This window comes from Cupriavidus sp. FW306-01-F10A, assembly GCF_058782785.1.
In genome coordinates, this window is record NZ_JBYSYA010000016.1 from 26,750 (window position 1) to 44,636 (window position 17,887).

The window sequence follows — 17,887 nt, forward strand, 5'->3', positions numbered from 1 at the left end:
CAATCAAGGAGATTTTTGTGCCAGTGACCCTCACCGAACCCGGCGATATCGGCGCCTTCGTACGCGCTGCCCGCAAGGCGCAAGGCCTGCGCCAGGACGATGCCGCAGGCGCCATCGGCGTCAGCGAGAACTTCATGGTGCGCGTAGAGAACGGCGCCGAAGGCATCCAGTGGGGCAAGCTGTTCCAGGTGCTGGAAGGGCTTGGCCTGCGCGTGGTGGTGGATATGCCGGAGGCAGCGGCCCCGCTGGTAGCGGCTGAACTTGCCAAGCTCAGGCAACGCCAGGCGCGCAGCCGCAACCGGCGCGCAGCGGTCAAGGGAGGCGGCCAGCATGGCTGAGCGCGTACTGGTCGCCAGCATCAACGGAGCGCCGGTGGGCGAGCTGCATGAGGCCAGCGATGCCTGGTCGTTCCGCTATGACGCGGCGTGGCTGGGCAACCCGCACGCCTTCGCCCTGAGCCCGGCGCTGCCGCTGCAGCCGGAGGCGCTCGCCGATGGCAGCACGCTGCGGCCGGTGCAGTGGTACTTCGACAACCTGCTGCCCGAGGACGGCCAGCGTGCGCTGCTGGCACGCGATGCCAGCATCCGCAACGAGGCCGATGCCTTTGCCCTGCTGGCCCACTATGGGGCGGAATCGGCGGGCTCGCTGACGCTGCTGCCGCCCGGCCGCGAGCCCGCCACCGCGCCGGCCCTGCGCGCCTTGAGCGACGCCGCGCTCGACGCCCGCATCCACAGCCTGCCCAGCGTGCCGCTTACACATGGCGCGGTCAAGCGCATGTCGCTGGCCGGTGCCCAGCACAAGCTGGCGGTGGTGCTGCGGGACGGCGCGCTGTTCGAGCCCGGCGCGGATACGCCGTCCACGCATATCCTGAAGCCGACCCACCAGATGCAGGAGATCTATCCGCATTCGGTCATCAACGAGTGGTTCGTGATGTCGCTGGCCGCGCGGCTGAAGCTGGAGGTGCCGCCGGTGCACCGGCGCTATGTGCCGTCGCCGGTCTACCTGATCGACCGTTTCGATCGCCATCTTACGCAGCAAGGGCAGTGGCAGCGGCTGCATGCGATCGATGCCTGCCAGCTGCTGAACCTGCCGCGCACCTTCAAGTACGACCAGGGCAGCGTCGAGCGGCTGGCGCAGCTGGCAACGCTGTGCCGCGCGCCGGCGGTGGCGCGGGCACGGCTGTTCGACTGGCTGGTGTTCAACATCCTGGTGGGCAATTCGGACGCGCACCTGAAGAACCTGAGCTTCCTGGTGTCCGATGCCGGCATTGCGCTGGCGCCGTTCTACGACCTGCTCAGCGAGGCGGCTTACGCCACCCGCACCTATGACAAGACCGGCTGGCCGCAGGCGCACCGCTTTGCCTGGCCGGTGCTGGGGGTGGAGTTCTACAGCGATTTCTCGCGCGCGCTGGTGCTGGAGGCAGGGCGCGCGCTGGGCCTGACCGGCGTGACCGCCGAGCGGCGGCTGGACGCCATGCTGCGCGGCATCGGGGCGGCCGCGCAGGCGCTCTACGAGCAGGCCGAGCAACAGAACGCGGCCATGGCGCGGGAGCGCCCGGCGCTCACCGGCGGGTTTGCCGGCGAACTGGCCTGCCTGCGCGTGATCCGCTTCACCATCATCGCCGACATGGTCAGGGCGCTTGCGGCGGCCTGAGTCTGGCTAATGACTGGTGGGATGCGGCTGGCTGAAGAAGTAGGGCACCAGCGCGGCGGCAATCAGCAGGCCCGCGGACAGGAAGATCGCCGCATAGGTGGAAGGCAGCGGCCAGCCGCGCACATGGCCGGCATTGGCGATCAGCCCGTAGCCCCATGACGTCAGCGCCGATCCCAGGAACACAAAGGTGTTGAGCAGGCCCAGCCCGCGCCCGCGCCGCGACGGCGTGATCAGCCCGCGGCCCTGCGCCATCACCAGCGGGTGCAGCATGCCGATGGTCGACAGCAGCGCCATCATCGCCACGCCGTAGCCGATGCCGCTGTCCGGCCATAGCGCCAGCAGGAACGAGCCCGACATGGCAAAGCACGACCAGCCGGCGATGGCGGTCTTGAGCGTGTTGCGGCGGACCAGCACCGGCAGCAGGAAGGCGGTCAGGAAGCCGGCCAGGCTCAGCAGCGCCAGCGCCACCCCGCGCGGCGCCGAGCCCAGCCCGAACACGTCGGCCAGGTAGGGGCCGCTCCAGGCATTGCGGAAGGCGGTGCCGGCGGACATCGCCACGCACAGCGGAATCAGCGTCCACAGCGGCGCCAGCTTCAGCAGCTGCAGGCTTTCCGACAGCATCGCCGGCCACGACGCGCTGCGGGCCTCGGCATGGCCCTGGTCGCGCACGAAGCGCCACACGCCATAGCAGGCCGCGACCATGCCCAGGGCCGATACCGCCATCGACGGGCGCCAGCCGATCAGCGAGATGGCCCAGCCCAGCGGCGCCGTGGCACACAGCGCGCCGATCATGCCCATGGCATTGGAGCGGCTGACCACGCGGGTGTAGTCGCGCTCGGACAGCTGCTCGGAGGCGAAATGCAGCAGGCCCATGAAGACCGGCGTGCATGCCAGCCCCAGCCCTACCTGCGCCAGCGTGGCGGCCGCGCCGTTGGGCGCCAGCACGAACAGGATCGACGACACCGCGCCCACCGCCAGCAGCAGCGCGGTTGGCCGGCCCACGCCGTAGCGGTCGAAGGCAATGCCCACCGGGATCTGCGCCACGGCAAAGGCCAGGAAGAACGACGAAGACAGTGCGCCAAAGCCCGCCGGCGACAGCCCGAAATCATGCTGCAGTTCGGGCGCCATCACCGCCAGGCAGGAGCGGAAGAACTGGCTGAGCGCAAAGGCGAACGTCAGCAGGGCGATACCGCGCGCGGCGTGCGCTGCCGGGGCATGGGCGGGCAGGGCGTCGGGCGATGCGGGGAGGCGGGTGTTGCTGGGGGTCACGGCTTCAGGGTTTGCCGCCGCACTGGTTGCGGGGCGAAGGCGCAATGGTTGGCGGGTATCCGCAGCGAGTGTAGAGCGGGCGCGGTATTCATGGCCGGGGGATGGCCGGTGTTCGCCCAGTTTGCGCAGCACTTCGTCGAAACGCCGGCTCTCACCCCAGCCCTCTCCTGCAAGCGGGAGAGGGAGCACCCAATCGGTCAGCGAAAAACGGTGGTTCTACCAACCACGCCGGCGTTCGGCCGGTTTGCTCCTCTCTCCCGCTTGCGGGAGAGAGGCAGGGGGTGAGGGCAGGCACCGGCAGACCGACAGTCCGGCTTGAATTGCTACCCCTACCGTGAGGAGCTATGAATCCGCTAACAAACTACCCCGGCAGCGCGTCATACGTCAGCAAAAACACCTGCTCATCCCCAGCACTGACCGGCAGCCAGACGATTTCCAGTTCAGGGAACGCGGCTTCCACGTTGGCGTGCTCGTTGCCGATCTCCACCACCAGCACGCCACCCGGATTCAGGTGCGCCTTGGCGCCGGCGATGATCCGGCGCACCACGTCCATGCCGTCGTCGCCGCCGGCCAGGGCGATGCGCGGCTCGGCCAGGTATTCCGGCGGCAGCGCCTGCATCGAGCCTTCGTTGACGTAGGGCGGGTTGGTCAGGATCACGTCGTAGGTGGCGCCGTGCGGCAGCGGCGCGTACAGGTCGCCCTCATACAGCCGGATGCGGTCGTCCATCTTGTAGTCGGCCACGTTGCGGCGCGCCACGGCGAGCGCGTCGGGCGAGATGTCGACGGCGTCGATCTTCGCGCTCGGCCACACGTGCGCGGCCACGATCGGCAGGCAGCCGGAACCGGTGCACAGCTCCAGCACCGGGCCGATGCTGTCGGTCTCGCCGACCCACGGCTCCAGCCCGTCCTGCAGCAGTTCGCCGATAAAGCTGCGCGGCACGATCACGCGTGAATCGACGTAGAAGCGCAGGCCATGCATAAAGGCCTCGTGCGTGATGTAGGCGGCCGGCACGCGCTCATTGACGCGGCGCTCGATGACCTTGAGCACGGCATCGACTTCCTCGGGCAGCAGGCGCGCGTCCAGGAAGGGATCGAGCGTGTCGAGCGGCAGGTTCAGCGTATGCAGCACCAGGTAGGCGGCTTCGTCATAGGCATTGGCGCTGCCGTGGCCGAAGGACAGGCGCGCGGCGGTAAAGCGCGAGACTGCGAGACGCAGCAGGTCGCGCACGGTGCGCAGGGGAGAGGGCGTTGCCATGTATGGGTGTCTTCCGGCGAAAAAATCAGGCGACGAGACGTTCCAGCACGCCGCGGTAAACGTTCTTCAGCGGCTCGATGAAGCGCACTTCAACGTGCTCGTCGATCTTGTGGATGCTGGCGTTGGGCGGCCCGAACTCGATCACCTGCGGGCAGATCTTGGCGATAAAGCGCCCGTCCGAGGTGCCGCCGGTGGTCGACAGCTCGGTCTTGACGCCGGTCTCGGCCTCGATCGCCGACGACAGCGCGTCGGACAGCTCGCCGCGCGGGGTCAGGAAGGGCTCGCCGCCCAGGGTCCAGTCCAGCGCGTATTCCAGCTGGTGGCGGTCCAGGATCGCATGCACGCGCGCCTTCAGGCCTTCGGGCGTGCTGGCGGTCGAGAAGCGGAAATTGAAGTCGATGGTGACGTGGCCCGGGATCACGTTGGTGGCGCCGGTGCCGCCGTGGATGTTCGACATCTGCCAGCTGGTCGGCGGGAAGTACTCGTTGCCCTGGTCCCAGACCTCGGCGGCCAGCTCGGCCAGCGCCGGCGCGGCTTCATGGATCGGGTTGCGGCCCAGGTGCGGGTAGGCGATATGGCACTGGATGCCCTTGACCGTGAGCTTGCCCGAGAGCGAGCCGCGGCGGCCGTTCTTGACCATGTCGCCGAGCGTGTCGACCGAGGTCGGCTCGCCGATCACGCAGTAGTCCAGGCGCTCGCCGCGCGCGGACAGGGCCTCGACCACCTTGATGGTGCCGTCGTGCGCCGGGCCTTCCTCGTCGCTGGTGATCAGGAAGGCGATCGAGCCGGCATGCGCGGGGTGCGCCTTGACGAACTCTTCCACCGCCACCACGAAGCCGGCGATCGAGGTCTTCATGTCGGCGGCGCCGCGGCCGTACAGCTTGCCGTCGCGGTGTGTCGGCGCGAACGGGTCCGAATGCCATTGCTCCAGCGGGCCGGTCGGCACCACGTCGGTATGGCCGGCAAAGACCAGCAGCTTGCCGTCCTTGCCCTGCGTGCCGCGCCTGACCGCCCACAGGTTGGTCACGCGGAAATCGTCGGGGCCGCTGACGAGCGCTTCGCAGTCGAAGCCGAGCGCCTTCAGGCGGGTTTCCAGGATGGCCTGGCAGCCTTCGTCGGCGGGCGTGACGGAGCGGCGGCGGATCAGGTCTTCGGTAAGGGCGAGGGTGGCGGTCATCGGACTACGGAAATGGAAATCAGAACTGGCCGGCGTACTGGTCGGCGGAGAAGCCGACCATCACCTTGCCATCGTGGGCCAGCACCGGGCGCTTGATCAGCGACGGGCTTTGCTGCATCAGCGCGATTGCGCCGGCTTCCTGCTCGGCGCGGGCCTTGTCGGCGTCCGACAGCGCGCGCCAGGTGGTGCCCTTGCGGTTGAGCAGCGTGGCCAGCGGTACATGCTTCAGCCAGCCGCGCAGCATGGCTTCATCCACGCCCTGCTTCTTGAAGTCGTGGAAGCTGTAGGCCACGCCGTTGGCATCCAGCCAGGTGCGGGCTTTCTTGACGGTATCGCAGTTGGGAATGCCGTAGAGCAGGACGGTCATGGCTAGTCTTGATGGATTGGATTCAGCGGAACAGCAGGTTCAGCGCGATCACCAGGCCGCCCAGGCCCAGCGCCACGCCGCCCATGGCCACCGCGGTCATCAGGCGCAGGCGGCGGTCCAGCCGGGCGGCTTCCTTGCGCAGCGCGTCGATGGTGATGGCATGTTGCTCGGCCAGCAGCTTGACGGCCTCGGCCTGCTGCACAGCAGCGGCTTCCAGCTCGGCGATGCGGGCGGCGGGATCGCGCGTGTCGGCCACCGCGCCTTCCGGCGTGCCGTCCTTGCGCTTGTTCTTCTTCAGTTTCTCGATGGTCTTGTTGGCCTGCTCGAGAATGGTGGGAAGCAGGGAGAGCACGGTACTGACGGTGGTGGGATCCAGGGCCATGAGTCGCTTGCGGAGGGAAGGCATGTTCAGCCTGGCCAGGCGGGGTGACAACGGAAATACTGCCCCGGGGCCGGGCCCCGGGGCGGGGCGGCGCAGCCATTGCGGGCTGCGCCAGGCGCGCTCAGTCGCCGCGCAGCAGGTCGTTCAGGCTGGTCTTGGCGCGGGTCTGCGCGTCGACCTTCTTCACGATCACGGCGCAGTACAGGCTGTACTTGCCGTCCTTGGACGGCAGGTTGCCCGCCACCACCACCGAGCCGGCCGGCACGCGGCCATAGTGGATCTCGCCGGTTTCGCGGTCGTAGATCTTGGTCGACTGGCCCAGGTACACGCCCATCGAGATCACCGAGTTCTCTTCCACGATCACGCCTTCGACCACTTCCGAGCGCGCGCCGATAAAGCAGTTGTCTTCGATGATCACCGGGTTGGCCTGCAGCGGCTCCAGCACGCCGCCGATGCCCACGCCGCCCGACAGGTGCACGTTCTTGCCGATCTGCGCGCACGAACCGACCGTGGCCCAGGTGTCGACCATGGTGCCTTCATCGACGTAGGCGCCGATGTTGACGTACGACGGCATCAGCACCGCGTTCTTGGCGATGAACGAGCCGCGGCGGGCCACGGCCGGCGGCACCACGCGGAAGCCAGCCTTGGCGAAGTCGTCGGCGCTCCAGTTGGCGAACTTTGTCGGCACCTTGTCGTAGAACTGGGCAAAGCCGCCGGCGCTCATCGGGGCGTTGTCTTCCAGGCGGAACGACAGCAGCACGGCCTTCTTGATCCACTGGTTGACGATCCAGTCCTTGCCTTGCTTCTCGGCCACGCGCAGCGCGCCGGCATCCAGCTGGCTGATGACGTTGGCGACGGCTTCGCGGATGTCGTTGGGGGCGGACTTGGGCGACAGGCTGGTGCGGTCTTCCCAGGCCTGGTCGATCAGGGCTTGCAGAGCTTGCGTCATGTTTGGCTTCTCAGGGTTGATGTTGATGTTCGGTCGTCGAGTCTCAGCCTCGACCTCTTGTTTGCTCCCCTCTCCCGCTTGCGGGAGAGGGGCAGGGGGTGAGGGTGGGCGGTTCTACGGGCGTGGTGCCTTGCTAAACCACCCCTCACCCCGACCCTCTCCCCTTGAGGGGAGAGGGAGAACACAATTGGGCAATCAGGCCTCAGGCCAGCGATTTGCAGAATTCCACGATCCGGCGCGCGCCTTCCAGGCATTCCTCCGGCGTCGCCACCAGCGCCATGCGCACGCGGTTCGCCCCCGGGTTGATGCCGTCGGCTTCGCGCGCCAGGTAGCTGCCGGGCAGCACGGTCACATTCTGCTCGGCCAGCAGGCGCGCGGCGAATTCGGTATCGGTGAGGCCGGTGCGCGAGACATCGGCCCACAGGTAGAAGCCGGCATCGGGCAGCGCCACGTCCAGCACCTCGGCCAGCATCGGCGTGACTTCGCTGAACTTGCGCACGTAGGCGGCGCGGTTCTCGCGCACATGCGATTCATCGTTCCAGGCGGCGATGCTGGCGCTCTGCACCGCGGGGTTCATGGCGCCGCCGTGGTAGGTACGGTATAGCAGGAATTTCTTCAGCAGCGCGGCGTCGCCGGCGACGAAGCCCGAGCGCAGGCCCGGCACGTTGGAGCGCTTGGACAGGCTCGAGAACATCACCAGCCGGTCAAGGCCGCGGCCCAGTTTGTGCGCGGCTTCCAGCGCACCCAGCGGGGCGCGCCCCTCGTCGAAATAGATTTCCGAGTAGCACTCGTCCGAGGCGATCACAAAGCCGTAGCGGTCCGACAGCGCAAACAGCTGCTTCCAGTCTTCCAGCGACAGCACCGCGCCGGTCGGGTTGCCGGGCGTGCACACAAACAGCAGTTGCACCTTCTGCCAGACCTCGCCGGCGATGCGGTCGAAGGCCGGGGCGAAGTTGCGCGCCGGGTCGCTGTTGGCGAATACCGGGGTGGCGCCGGCCAGCAGCGCCGCGCCTTCGTAGATCTGGTAGAACGGGTTGGGGCACAGCACCAGCGCGCCCGGGCGGGTGCCGTCGACCACGGTCTGGGCAAAGGCGAACAGCGCCTCGCGCGAGCCGGTCACCGGCAGCACTTCGGTGGCGGCGTTGACCTTGGGCAGGCCGTAGCGGCGTTCCAGCCAGCTGGCGATGCACTGCCGTAGTGCCTCGGAACCTGCCGTTGTGGGATAATTCGCCAGCCCCGCGAGCGACTCTGCCAGCGCTTGCTTGATGAATTCAGGCGTCGGATGCTTGGGCTCACCGATGCCAAAGCTGATGGCCGGCTTGTCGGCAGGCTTTACCTGTGCAAAGAGCACCCGCAGTTTCTCGAACGGGTAGGGCTGGAGCAGGTCGAGGCGCGGATTCACAGTGTCAGTCGGGGCCGGTTAAAACGACGCATTATAGAGGAACGGCGCGGGTTTCCGTGCGCCGGCCCGGCCCGCGCGGCCGGTCACGAGCACGGATGGCGGGCATCACGCCCTGGTGATGCCGCCGGCGCCGTCCGGACGCCGCCTGCCTGTCACCGGCCGGCGGCCCGGCTCGCCTCGCACTGATTCCCTTTATGAGCACAAATACTGTTGCGGCGCAGCATGCGCCGGCCGACCGCCATGCGGTCAAGGCATCGCTTTCCATCCTGATCGGCGCCTCGGTCTGGGGCATCGCCTGGTTCCCGTATCGCATGCTGGCGGGCTGGGGCCTGGGCGGCATGCACGCCGCGGCGCTGGTCAGCTCGGTCGCGGCGGTGCTGTCGCTGCTGGCCTTCCGCCGGCACCTGGCCGGCCTGCGCCCGCACTGGCTGTTCGTCGCGATCGGGCTGGCGGCGGGCGTGACCAACGCCGGCTTCGTCTGGGGCAGCGTCAACGGCCATGTGATGCGCGTGCTGCTGCTGTTCTACCTGACCCCGGTCTGGACCGCGCTGTTTGCCCGGCTGTTCCTGGGCGAGCGGCTGTCGGCGGCGGGGCTGTCGCTGGTGGCGCTGGCCCTGTTCGGCGCCGGGCTGATGCTGTGGACGCCCGAGGTCGGCGTGCCGCTGCCGGGTTCCGCCGCCGAATGGTCGGGCCTGATCGGCGGCATGGGCTTTGCCGTCAACAATGTGCTGTCGCGCCGCGCCGGCCAGCGCTTCCCGGACATGGACGCACGCGTGCGCACGGTGGTGGTCTACCTGGGCTGCACGGTGGTGGGCGTGCCGGCCGCGCTGCTGCTCGATGGCCCGTCGGTGACCATCGTCGCGGGCGCACAGGTCAGCGTGGGCATGCTGGTGCTGGGCCTGGCGGCGGTGCTGGTGGTCAGCAACTCGGTGGTGCAATACGGGCTGCAGCGGCTGCCGGCCAACCGCGTGTCGCTGCTGATGCTGTTCGAAATCGTCATCGCAGCGCTGTCTTCGTGGTGGCTGGCGACCGAGGTGCTGAGCTGGAAGGAAGCGGCCGGCGGCCTCTGCATCATCGCCGCCGGCGCCTTGTCGGGACTGGTGCACCGCAGCCGCGCGCCGGCGCCGGCCGCAGCGGGGGCCGAGGCAGCGGCATGTCACTGACTGGGCCGGCGGGTGTTTCAGTGCAGCATGACCCGCGACACCACTGCCACCAATGGCGTCCGCACCGCGCGCTCCACGCCGCGATGCAGGTGCAGCGGCCGCAGCAGCATCTTCACGGTCATTTCGATGGGGAGGTTGCGCCGGATCACCCCGGACACGCGCGCATTGAGCGCGCGCACCTCGGCTTCTGACACCGCTTCCACACCGCGCTCCATGCGCAGCACATTGCGCAGCGCGATCGCGGCGTCCTCGTTCTTGATCTCCAGCAGCCGGCGCGCCAGCGCACCCAGCACGCGCAGCCGGCCCAGCCGCTCGGATGCCGCAAAGCGGTTGAAGTACTGGTAGAAGTGCTTGTAGTGCCGCACCTCGTCGTTGGAGATGCGGCGCGTCAGGTCGCGCAGCACCGGTTCGTCGCTGGCCTGTTCCAGCGCGCGGTAGTAGGCGGCGGTGCCGGTTTCCACCACGCAGCGGGCCGCCATTTCCAGGCCCTCGGTCGGCTCGAACTGGTCGATCGAGCAGGTCTTGCTGTACTCGTCGAAGAAGCGTGCATAGCCGCGCTCCCAGTCGAATTCCGGCCAGACATGCTCGACATAGCGCCGCAGCGCCAGCCCGTGCTGCAGTTCCTCGGCTTCCCAGTGCTCGGCAAGCCAGTCGGCCGCGTCGGGCACACGGGCGTAATAGGTGGCAAGGTTGCCTGCATAGGTGTCGGATCCGCTCTCGATAAACGAGGCTGACACCAGCAGGTAGAAGAGATCGCGGTCGCCGCGTACGCGTTCCACGTCGATCGCCTGGTAGTTGATGTCGCTGACAGACCACGGCCGGGCGGCCGTTGACGGTTCACTCATGCTCTGTCCTCCTGGTTGGCCAAAGGCTGCGAGGGGCGTTCATGGGCGTGTGGCCCGGAGCGCATCCGGAGTCACGCCGACAGATCAGAGACTAGCATTTACCCTAATTAGTTTCCCGGCGATTGGCCGGCAACGATGGCTGACAGCGCCCGCGGCGCCTGCCAAAGTGCTTGCGGAAACGCTTGTAAAGGGCGGAATAGCAAGGGAAATCGGCCATGGGATAGGTCGCCGGGGCGACTGCCAAACGGGCCGGCGAAGGCATCTGCGATGGTATGATTAGCCCCAATTCTCGGGCCCGAGGGGTATTTTGAGGTGCTGGCGTCACGCCGCGCCGGCTCCCGCGCAGCCCGGCTTTCTGAACAGTGCAATAGCCCCGATACCAGGCCGACCCCGGGTTCCATGCCGGAGTGGCCGATACCACACGAGAAACCGTGCGACTATCCTCGATCAAGCTGGCGGGCTTCAAGTCATTTGTCGATCCCACCAATTTTCAAGTGCCCGGCCAACTGGTCGGCATCGTAGGGCCCAACGGCTGCGGCAAATCGAACATCATCGATGCGGTGCGCTGGGTGCTGGGTGAGTCACGTGCGTCAGAGCTGCGTGGCGAATCCATGCAGGACGTCATCTTCAACGGCTCGACCGCGCGCAAGCAGGCCGGCCGGGCGAGTGTCGAACTGGTGTTCGACAACGCCGAGGGCCGCGCCGCCGGCCAGTGGAGCCAGTACGCCGAAGTCGCGGTCAAGCGCGTGCTGACCCGCGACGGCACTTCGTCCTATTACATCAACAACCAGCCGGTGCGCCGGCGCGACATCCAGGACATCTTCCTGGGCACAGGCCTGGGGCCCCGCGCCTACGCCATCATCGGGCAGGGCATGATCTCGCGCATCATCGAGGCCAAGCCCGATGACATGCGCATCTTCCTGGAGGAAGCCGCGGGCGTGTCCAAGTACAAGGAACGCCGCCGCGAGACCGAAAACCGCCTGTCCGACACGCGCGAAAACCTGACCCGCGTCGAAGACATCCTGCGCGAACTCGGCAGCAACCTCGAGAAGCTGGAAGGCCAGGCCGAGGTGGCGCAGCGCTTCAAGACGCTGCATGCCGATGGCGAAGAGAAGCAGCACCTGCTGTGGCTGCTGCGCAAGCGCGAGGCCCAGCAAGAGCAGGAACGCCACCAGCGCGCCATCGAGCAGGCCCAGATCGACCTGGAAGCGCAGACTGCGCAGCTGCGCCATGTCGAGGCAGAACTCGAAACCATGCGCGCCGCGCATTATGGGGCGTCCGATGGCATGCACGCCGCGCAAGGCGCGCTGTATGAGGCCAATGCCGAAGTCAGCAAGCTCGAAGCCGAGATCCGCTACGTGGTGGAATCGCGCAACCGCGTGCAGGCCCAGATCGCCGCGCTGACCGGGCAGCGCGAGCAGTGGCAGGGCAAGGCCGAGCAGGCCACCGACGAGCTGGCGCAGGCCGAGGAAAACCTGGCCGTGGCCGAAGGCCGCACGGTCGAGGCGCAGGAAGCCGTCGCCCACAAGAACGACGAACTGCCGACGCTGGAAGCGCAATGGCGCGACGCGCAGCAACTGCTCAACGAGCAGCGCGCAGGCATCATGCAGGCCGAGCAGGCCCTGAAGCTCGAAGCCGCGCAGCAGCGCAGCGCCGACCAGATGCTGCAGCAGCTGGAACAGCGCCGCGAACGCCTGTCGGCGGAAGAAAAGGGCCTGGACCGCCCCGACGAGACCCGCCTGGAGCAGGCCCGCGCCGAACTGGCCGAGCAGGAAGCGCTGGTCGAGGAAGCCCAGGCCGTGCTGGCCGATGCGGAAGAGAGCGTGCCGCGCCTGGATGAAGCGCGCCGCGCCGCGCAGGCGAGCGTGCACAGCGAAGCCTCCGCCATCGCCACGCTGGAGGCGCGCCTGTCGGCGCTGCGCCAGCTGCAGGAGAATGTGCAGACCGACGGCAAGGTGCAGCCGTGGCTGGCCAAGCATGAGCTGGCCGAGCTGCCGCGCCTGTGGAAGAAGGTCCATATCGAGCCGGGCTGGGAAAACGCGCTCGAATCCGTGCTGCGCGAGAAGCTGGCCGCGCTGGAAGTGTCGAACCTGGACTGGGTCAAGGCCTTCCTCCTGTCCGACGCGCCGCCGGCCAAGCTGGCGTTCTACTCGCCGCCGGCCGCCGCCCGCCCGCTGGAAACGCCTGCCGGCCTGCGCCCGCTGATGTCGCTGGTGCAGATCACCGAGCCCGGCATCCGCGCCGTGATGCAGGACTGGCTCGCCGATATCTATGTCGCCACCGACATGGCGCAGGCGCTGGCCGCGCGCAACACGCTGCCTGACGGTGCGTCGCTCGTCGTGGCCGAGGGCCACCTGGTGGGCCGCAACGCCATCCAGATCTACGCCGCCGATTCCGAGCAGGCCGGCATGCTGGCGCGCGAGCAGGAAATCGAAAACCTGCAGAAGCAGGCGCGCGCGCAGCTGCTGCTGTCCGACGAAGCCAAGACCCAGGCGGTGCGTGCCGAAGCGGCCTACACCCAGGCCAGCCAGGGACTGGGCGATGCCCGCGCGCGCGCCGAGCAGGCTACCCGCCGCGTGCACGCGTTGCAGATGGACGTGCTCAAGCTGTCGCAGGCGATGGAGCGCTACTCCGCCCGCAGCGGCCAGATCCGCGAGGAGCTGGACGAAATCAACGCGCAGACCGAGGAGCAGCGCGCCATCCGCGCCGAATCCGAAGCCAGCTTCGAGCAGCACGACGCCGCGCTGGCAGAGATGCAGGCCACCCACGAAGACCAGCAGATGGCCTTCGAGGCGCTGGACAGCAAGCTCTCGGGCGCGCGCCACCAGCTGCGTGACTTCGAGCGCGCCGCGCAGGAAGCCCTCTTTGCCGAGCGCAACCTGGCCAGCCGCATCGACGAGCTGCGCCGCAATATCCAGGTGGCCGCCGACCAGGCCGAACGCATCGCCGAGTCGCTGGAAAACGCCCGCGCCGAGCTGGAAACCATCAACGAGCAGACCGCGCACACCGGCCTGCAGGAAGCGCTGGAGCGCCGCGCCGAGAAGGAAGAAAAGCTCACCATCGCGCGCACCGAACTCGATGCGCTGTCGGCACAGCTGCGCCAGCACGACGAGCAGCGCCTGGCCGCCGAGCGCAGCCTGCAGCCGCTGCGCGACCGCATCACTGAACTGCAGCTCAAGGAACAGGCCGCGCGCCTGAACCAGGAGCAGTTCAGCGAGCAACTGACCGCGGCCGAGGTGGATGAGGCCGCGCTGGCCGACAAGCTGACCGGTGACCTGAAGCCGTCGTACCTGCAGGGCGAAGTCACGCGCATCAACAACGCCATCAACGCGCTGGGCCCGGTCAACATGGCCGCGCTCGACGAACTGGCGGCGGCGCGCGAACGCAAGACCTTCCTCGATGCGCAGTCGGCCGACCTGAATGACGCCATCAATACGCTGGAAGACGCGATCGCCAAGATCGACCAGGAGACCCGCGCGCTGCTGCAGGGCACCTTCGACCAGGTCAACCATCATTTCGGCGAGCTGTTCCCGTCGCTGTTCGGTGGCGGCCAGGCGCGCCTGATCATGACCGGCGAGGAAATCCTCGACGCCGGCGTGCAGGTGATGGCGCAGCCCCCGGGCAAGAAGAACTCGACCATCCACCTGCTGTCGGGCGGCGAGAAGGCGCTGACCGCGATTGCGCTGGTGTTTGCCATGTTCCAGCTCAACCCGGCGCCGTTCTGCCTGCTGGACGAGGTGGACGCGCCGCTGGACGACGCCAACACCGAACGCTACGCCAATATGGTGGCGCGCATGTCGGACAAGACTCAATTCGTTTTCATCTCACATAACAAGATTGCCATGGAAATGGCTCATCAACTCATTGGCGTGACCATGCAGGAGCAGGGCGTTTCGCGTATCGTGGCCGTGGATATGGACGCGGCGGTTTCGATGGCGGAGGCAGCATGAAACTGAACATGGACCTGCAGACCGCGCTGATCGTCGCGGGCCTGGTTTTCGTGGTACTGGTGTTCGGCTACAACCAGTGGCAGATCCGCAAGGCGCGCCGACCGCGCGAGCTCAGCCCTGAAGACGACCTGCCGCCGATGCGCGAGCCGGTGGTCGGGCCGGGCACCGCGCCGGAAACCGCCGCGCGCCTGCACGAAGCCGCTGCCGAACAGGCACCGCGGCGTGAGCCGACGCTATCTCCGGCGCAGGCCACGGCCGGTGCCGCGGTGGCGACGGACAGCAACCATGCGGCTGCCGCCGCTGCGGCCGCCGCAAGCACCGCGGACGCCGACGAAGTCGTCGCCGAGGAAGTGTCCGTCGCGGCCGCCGCGACGCATGCCGAGGCCGCCGAGGCCGCCGAGGACGAGGCTGAAGCCGAGGCCACTCCGGCCCCGGTTCCCGCGCCTGCACCCGCCCCGGCCGCGGCTCCGGTGGCCGCCGTGCCCGATGGCCAGCCCACGCCGGCCCTGATCGATCCGCTGATCGACTGCATCGTGCCCCTGCACCTGGAACGCAAGGCCTCCGGTGACCGCATCCTGCCGCTGACCGGCCGGCTGCGCCGCGCCGGCACCAAGCAGGTCCATATCGAGGGCCTCCGCACCGAAGCCAATGCATGGGAGCCGGTCACCGCCGGCCACCAGTACGAAGACCTGCAGGTCGGCGTGCAGCTGGCCAACCGCGGCGGCCCGCTCAACGCGCTGGAATTCTCGGAGTTCATCACCGCGGTGGAGTCGCTGGCCGAGTCGCTCGATGCTTCGGCCGACCTGCCGGACATGAGCGAGACCGTCGCCAACGCGCGCGAGCTCGACGGCTTTGCCGCCGGCTGCGACGTGCAGTTGGGCGTCAACGTGATCTCGGATGGCGCGCCGTGGTCGGCGGCGTACGTGCAGAACGTGGCCACGCAGGACGGGCTGGTGCTGTCGCGCGACGGCACGCGTTTTATCCGCTACCAGGCCAATGCCGAGGGCGTGCAGCGTCCGCTGTTCACGCTGCAGTTCGGCGACACCAACTTCCTGCGCGACGACCTGACCGTCAAGGCCGGCCGCCAGATCACGCTGCTGCTCGACGTGCCGGTGGCCGACCAGGCCGCCAAGCCGTTCAAGACCGTGTGCGAATACGGTCACACGCTGGCCCAGCGCATGGGCGCGCAGCTGGTCGACGACAATATGCGGCCGCTGACCGAGGCCTCGTTCGTCGCGATCTTCAGCCAGCTTGAAACGCTCTACAACAAGCTGGAAGCGCGCGGCATGCCGGCCGGTTCGTTGGTGGCGCAGCGCCTGTTCAGCATCTAGCCGGAGCCTGCCATGACCGCAACACACCGCGGCGCGCAGGCAGATGCCTCCGCGCCCGCCGGCCCCTTGCCGCCCGAAGCCGCCGCCAGGCGCGTGGCCTGGCTGCGCGACGAGCTGGATCGCCACAACTACCAGTACTACGTGCTGGACGCGCCTACCATTCCCGACGCCGAGTACGACGCGCTGTTCAGCGAGCTGCAGGCGCTGGAGCTTGAGCATCCCGAACTGCAGACGCCGGACTCGCCCACCCAGCGCGTGGGCGGCGAGCCGCTGTCGGCCTTCGACTCGGTGCGCCACCGCGTGCCGATGCTGTCGCTCAACAACGGCTTCGCCGACGACGACGTGCTGAACTTCGACCGCCGTTGCGCGCAGGGCCTGGGCCGCACCGCGCCCGCAGCCGGCGAGCAGGACCTGTTCAGTGCCGCCGACGCAGTCGAATACGCCTGCGAGCTGAAGTTCGACGGCCTGGCCATGTCGCTGCGCTATGAGGACGGCCGCCTGGTGCAGGCCGCCACCCGCGGCGACGGCGAGACCGGCGAAGATGTCACGGTCAACGTGCGCACCATCAAGGCGATTCCGCTGAAGCTGCGCGGCCAGGCTCCCGCCGTGCTTGAAGTGCGGGGCGAAGTCTTCATGTACCGCGGCGACTTCGACAAGCTCAACGAACGCCAGGCCGAGGCCGGCGAGAAGACCTTCGTCAACCCGCGCAACGCCGCCGCGGGCAGCCTGCGCCAGCTCGATCCGCGCATCACCGCCAAGCGGCCGCTGTCGTTCTTCGCCTACGGGCTGGGCGAGCTGCAGGGCGTGGACCGTCCGCCCACCCACAGCGCCATGCTCGACGGCTTTGCCGCGCTGGGCCTGCCGGTGTGCAAGGACCGCGCGGTGGTGAAGGGCGCGCAGGGGCTGCTGGATTTCTACCGCGATATCGGCCAGCGCCGCGACGCGCTGCCGTATGACATCGACGGCGTGGTCTACAAGGTCAACGCACTGGCCGAGCAGGAGCGCCTGGGCTTTGTCTCGCGCGCGCCGCGCTTTGCGTTGGCGCACAAGTTCCCGGCGCAGGAAATGACCACCATCGTCGAGGACATCGAAGTCCAGGTCGGCCGCACCGGCGCGATCACGCCGGTGGCGCGGCTCAAGCCCGTCTTCGTCGGCGGCGTGACCGTGACCAATGCCACGCTGCATAACGAGGACGAGATCCGCCGCAAGGATGTGCATATCGGCGACACCGTGATCGTGCGCCGCGCCGGCGACGTGATCCCGGAAGTGGTCGCCGTGGTGACCGAACGCCGCCCCGACGATGCGCGCGCGTTCGTGATGCCGACTGCCTGCCCGGTGTGCGGCTCGCATATCGAGAAGCTCGAGGACGAAGCCATCGCCCGCTGCACCGGCGGCCTGATCTGCGCCGCGCAGCGCAAGCAGGCGCTGCTGCATTTCGCGCAGCGGCGCGCCATGGATATCGAAGGCCTGGGCGACAAGCTGGTCGAGCAGCTGGTCGACCAGGGCATCGTGCGCACGCCGGCGGATCTGTTCAAGCTGGGCGTGGCCAAGCTGGCCGCGCTGGAGCGCATGGCCGACAAATCGGCGGCCAACCTGGTGGCGGCGATCGACGCGTCGCGCGAGACCACCATGAACCGCTTTATCTTCGCGCTGGGCATCCGCCATGTGGGCGAAGCGACCGCCAAGGACCTGGCCCGGCACTTCGGCAAGCTGGATGCGCTGATGGCAGCCGACGAAGCGGCGCTGCTGGAAGTGAACGATGTCGGCCCGGTGGTGGCGCAGTCGATCGCGCACTTCTTTGCCGAGCCGCACAACGTCGAGGTCATCGAACAACTGCGCGCCGCAGGCGTACACTGGGCGGAAAGCGAGCCGGTGGCCAAGGCCCCGGCGCCGCTGTCGGGCAAGACCTTCGTGCTGACCGGCACGCTGCCCACCATGTCGCGCGAGGACGCCAAGGAACTGCTGGAAACCGCCGGCGCCAAGGTGGCGGGTTCGGTATCGAAGAAGACCGACTACGTGGTCGCGGGCGCCGAGGCAGGCAGCAAGCTCGACAAGGCCGAGGCGCTGGGCGTGCCGGTGCTGGACGAGGCCGGCATGCTGGCGCTGCTGGCTGAAGCCGGCGCCGCGCCGGCACAGGAATAACC

General features: G+C 68.2%; 14 protein-coding genes. 6 read left to right on the forward strand and 8 right to left on the reverse strand.

Translation table 11 applies throughout. The annotated features are described in order from the left end of the window. Positions 1–17 precede the first annotated feature (17 nt). Positions 18–338, forward strand: a complete 321-nt coding sequence (locus AC3WLF_RS21615) for a helix-turn-helix domain-containing protein (protein WP_114130968.1) — start codon at positions 18–20, stop codon at positions 336–338. Beyond that, complete coding sequence (locus AC3WLF_RS21620; RefSeq protein WP_492358823.1) at positions 331–1,653, forward strand: HipA domain-containing protein; 1,323 nt, start codon at positions 331–333, stop codon at positions 1,651–1,653. The genes AC3WLF_RS21615 and AC3WLF_RS21620 overlap by 8 nt, the downstream gene beginning before the upstream one ends. Before the next feature lie 6 nt (positions 1,654–1,659). Here the strand turns inward: AC3WLF_RS21620 and AC3WLF_RS21625 are convergent, their stop codons facing one another. The 7 genes from AC3WLF_RS21625 to dapC all read right to left on the reverse strand — a co-directional run bounded on the left by AC3WLF_RS21625 (position 1,660) and on the right by dapC (position 8,454). Beyond that, positions 1,660–2,922, reverse strand: coding sequence for an MFS transporter (locus AC3WLF_RS21625; protein WP_492358824.1), 1,263 nt, complete (start codon positions 2,920–2,922; stop codon positions 1,660–1,662). 361 nt (positions 2,923–3,283) lie between these two features. Further along, positions 3,284–4,177 carry a 50S ribosomal protein L3 N(5)-glutamine methyltransferase gene (prmB, locus tag AC3WLF_RS21630; RefSeq protein ID WP_492358825.1) on the reverse strand — a complete coding sequence of 298 codons (894 nt, stop codon included), beginning with the start codon at positions 4,175–4,177 and terminating at the stop codon, positions 3,284–3,286. A 25-nt stretch (positions 4,178–4,202) separates the two neighbouring features. Beyond that, the gene (gene dapE / locus AC3WLF_RS21635) at positions 4,203–5,354 is read right to left on the reverse strand and encodes a succinyl-diaminopimelate desuccinylase (RefSeq protein ID WP_011615477.1); all 1,152 of its coding nucleotides are present in this window, start codon (positions 5,352–5,354) and stop codon (positions 4,203–4,205) included. 19 nt (positions 5,355–5,373) lie between these two features. After that, positions 5,374–5,721: an ArsC family reductase gene (locus AC3WLF_RS21640; RefSeq protein ID WP_436221894.1), complete on the reverse strand. Its 348-nt coding sequence runs from the start codon at positions 5,719–5,721 to the stop codon at positions 5,374–5,376. 22 nt (positions 5,722–5,743) lie between these two features. After that, on the reverse strand, positions 5,744–6,127 hold the full coding sequence (locus AC3WLF_RS21645; RefSeq protein WP_011615476.1) for a hypothetical protein: 384 nt from the start codon (positions 6,125–6,127) through the stop codon (positions 5,744–5,746). 97 nt (positions 6,128–6,224) lie between these two features. Continuing rightward, positions 6,225–7,052 carry a 2,3,4,5-tetrahydropyridine-2,6-dicarboxylate N-succinyltransferase gene (gene dapD, locus AC3WLF_RS21650; RefSeq protein WP_492317846.1) on the reverse strand — a complete coding sequence of 276 codons (828 nt, stop codon included), beginning with the start codon at positions 7,050–7,052 and terminating at the stop codon, positions 6,225–6,227. A gap of 202 nt (positions 7,053–7,254) precedes the next feature. After that, positions 7,255–8,454 (reverse strand): succinyldiaminopimelate transaminase, encoded by a 1,200-nt coding sequence (gene dapC, locus AC3WLF_RS21655; protein ID WP_492358826.1) that lies wholly within the window; start codon positions 8,452–8,454, stop codon positions 7,255–7,257. Between the two features lie 194 nt (positions 8,455–8,648). On the opposite strand from dapC, the gene AC3WLF_RS21660 reads away from it, so the two are divergent. Further along, positions 8,649–9,617, forward strand: coding sequence for a DMT family transporter (locus AC3WLF_RS21660; protein WP_492317844.1), 969 nt, complete (start codon positions 8,649–8,651; stop codon positions 9,615–9,617). A 17-nt stretch (positions 9,618–9,634) separates the two neighbouring features. On the opposite strand, the gene AC3WLF_RS21665 is transcribed toward AC3WLF_RS21660, so the two are convergent. Then, positions 9,635–10,462, reverse strand: coding sequence for a ferritin-like domain-containing protein (locus AC3WLF_RS21665; RefSeq protein ID WP_492317843.1), 828 nt, complete (start codon positions 10,460–10,462; stop codon positions 9,635–9,637). Between the two features lie 431 nt (positions 10,463–10,893). Here AC3WLF_RS21665 and smc point away from each other — a divergent pair, with 431 nt between their 5' ends. Genes smc through ligA form a run of 3 tightly spaced genes read left to right on the forward strand, consistent with a single transcriptional unit; the run spans position 10,894 to position 17,885 of the window. Continuing rightward, on the forward strand, positions 10,894–14,412 hold the full coding sequence (gene smc / locus AC3WLF_RS21670; RefSeq protein ID WP_492358827.1) for a chromosome segregation protein SMC: 3,519 nt from the start codon (positions 10,894–10,896) through the stop codon (positions 14,410–14,412). Beyond that, positions 14,409–15,743: a cell division protein ZipA C-terminal FtsZ-binding domain-containing protein gene (locus AC3WLF_RS21675; protein WP_492317841.1), complete on the forward strand. Its 1,335-nt coding sequence runs from the start codon at positions 14,409–14,411 to the stop codon at positions 15,741–15,743. Before smc ends, AC3WLF_RS21675 begins: the two co-directional genes overlap by 4 nt. A 12-nt stretch (positions 15,744–15,755) precedes the next feature. Further along, positions 15,756–17,885 carry an NAD-dependent DNA ligase LigA gene (gene ligA, locus AC3WLF_RS21680; protein WP_492351133.1) on the forward strand — a complete coding sequence of 710 codons (2,130 nt, stop codon included), beginning with the start codon at positions 15,756–15,758 and terminating at the stop codon, positions 17,883–17,885. Positions 17,886–17,887 lie beyond the last annotated feature (2 nt).

Excerpts from the sequence above, each read along its gene's own strand:
- AC3WLF_RS21620 (WP_492358823.1), top strand. The coding sequence starts at position 331 with ATGGCTGAGCGCGTACTGGTCGCCAGCATCAACGGAGCGCCGGTGGGC.
- prmB (WP_492358825.1), bottom strand. The coding sequence starts at position 4,177 with ATGGCAACGCCCTCTCCCCTGCGCACCGTGCGCGACCTGCTGCGTCTC.
- dapE (WP_011615477.1), bottom strand. The coding sequence starts at position 5,354 with ATGACCGCCACCCTCGCCCTTACCGAAGACCTGATCCGCCGCCGCTCC.
- AC3WLF_RS21640 (WP_436221894.1), bottom strand. The coding sequence starts at position 5,721 with ATGACCGTCCTGCTCTACGGCATTCCCAACTGCGATACCGTCAAGAAA.
- AC3WLF_RS21645 (WP_011615476.1), bottom strand. The coding sequence starts at position 6,127 with ATGCCTTCCCTCCGCAAGCGACTCATGGCCCTGGATCCCACCACCGTC.
- dapD (WP_492317846.1), bottom strand. The coding sequence starts at position 7,052 with ATGACGCAAGCTCTGCAAGCCCTGATCGACCAGGCCTGGGAAGACCGC.
- AC3WLF_RS21660 (WP_492317844.1), top strand. The coding sequence starts at position 8,649 with ATGAGCACAAATACTGTTGCGGCGCAGCATGCGCCGGCCGACCGCCAT.
- AC3WLF_RS21665 (WP_492317843.1), bottom strand. The coding sequence starts at position 10,462 with ATGAGTGAACCGTCAACGGCCGCCCGGCCGTGGTCTGTCAGCGACATC.
- AC3WLF_RS21675 (WP_492317841.1), top strand. The coding sequence starts at position 14,409 with ATGAAACTGAACATGGACCTGCAGACCGCGCTGATCGTCGCGGGCCTG.
- ligA (WP_492351133.1), top strand. The coding sequence starts at position 15,756 with ATGACCGCAACACACCGCGGCGCGCAGGCAGATGCCTCCGCGCCCGCC.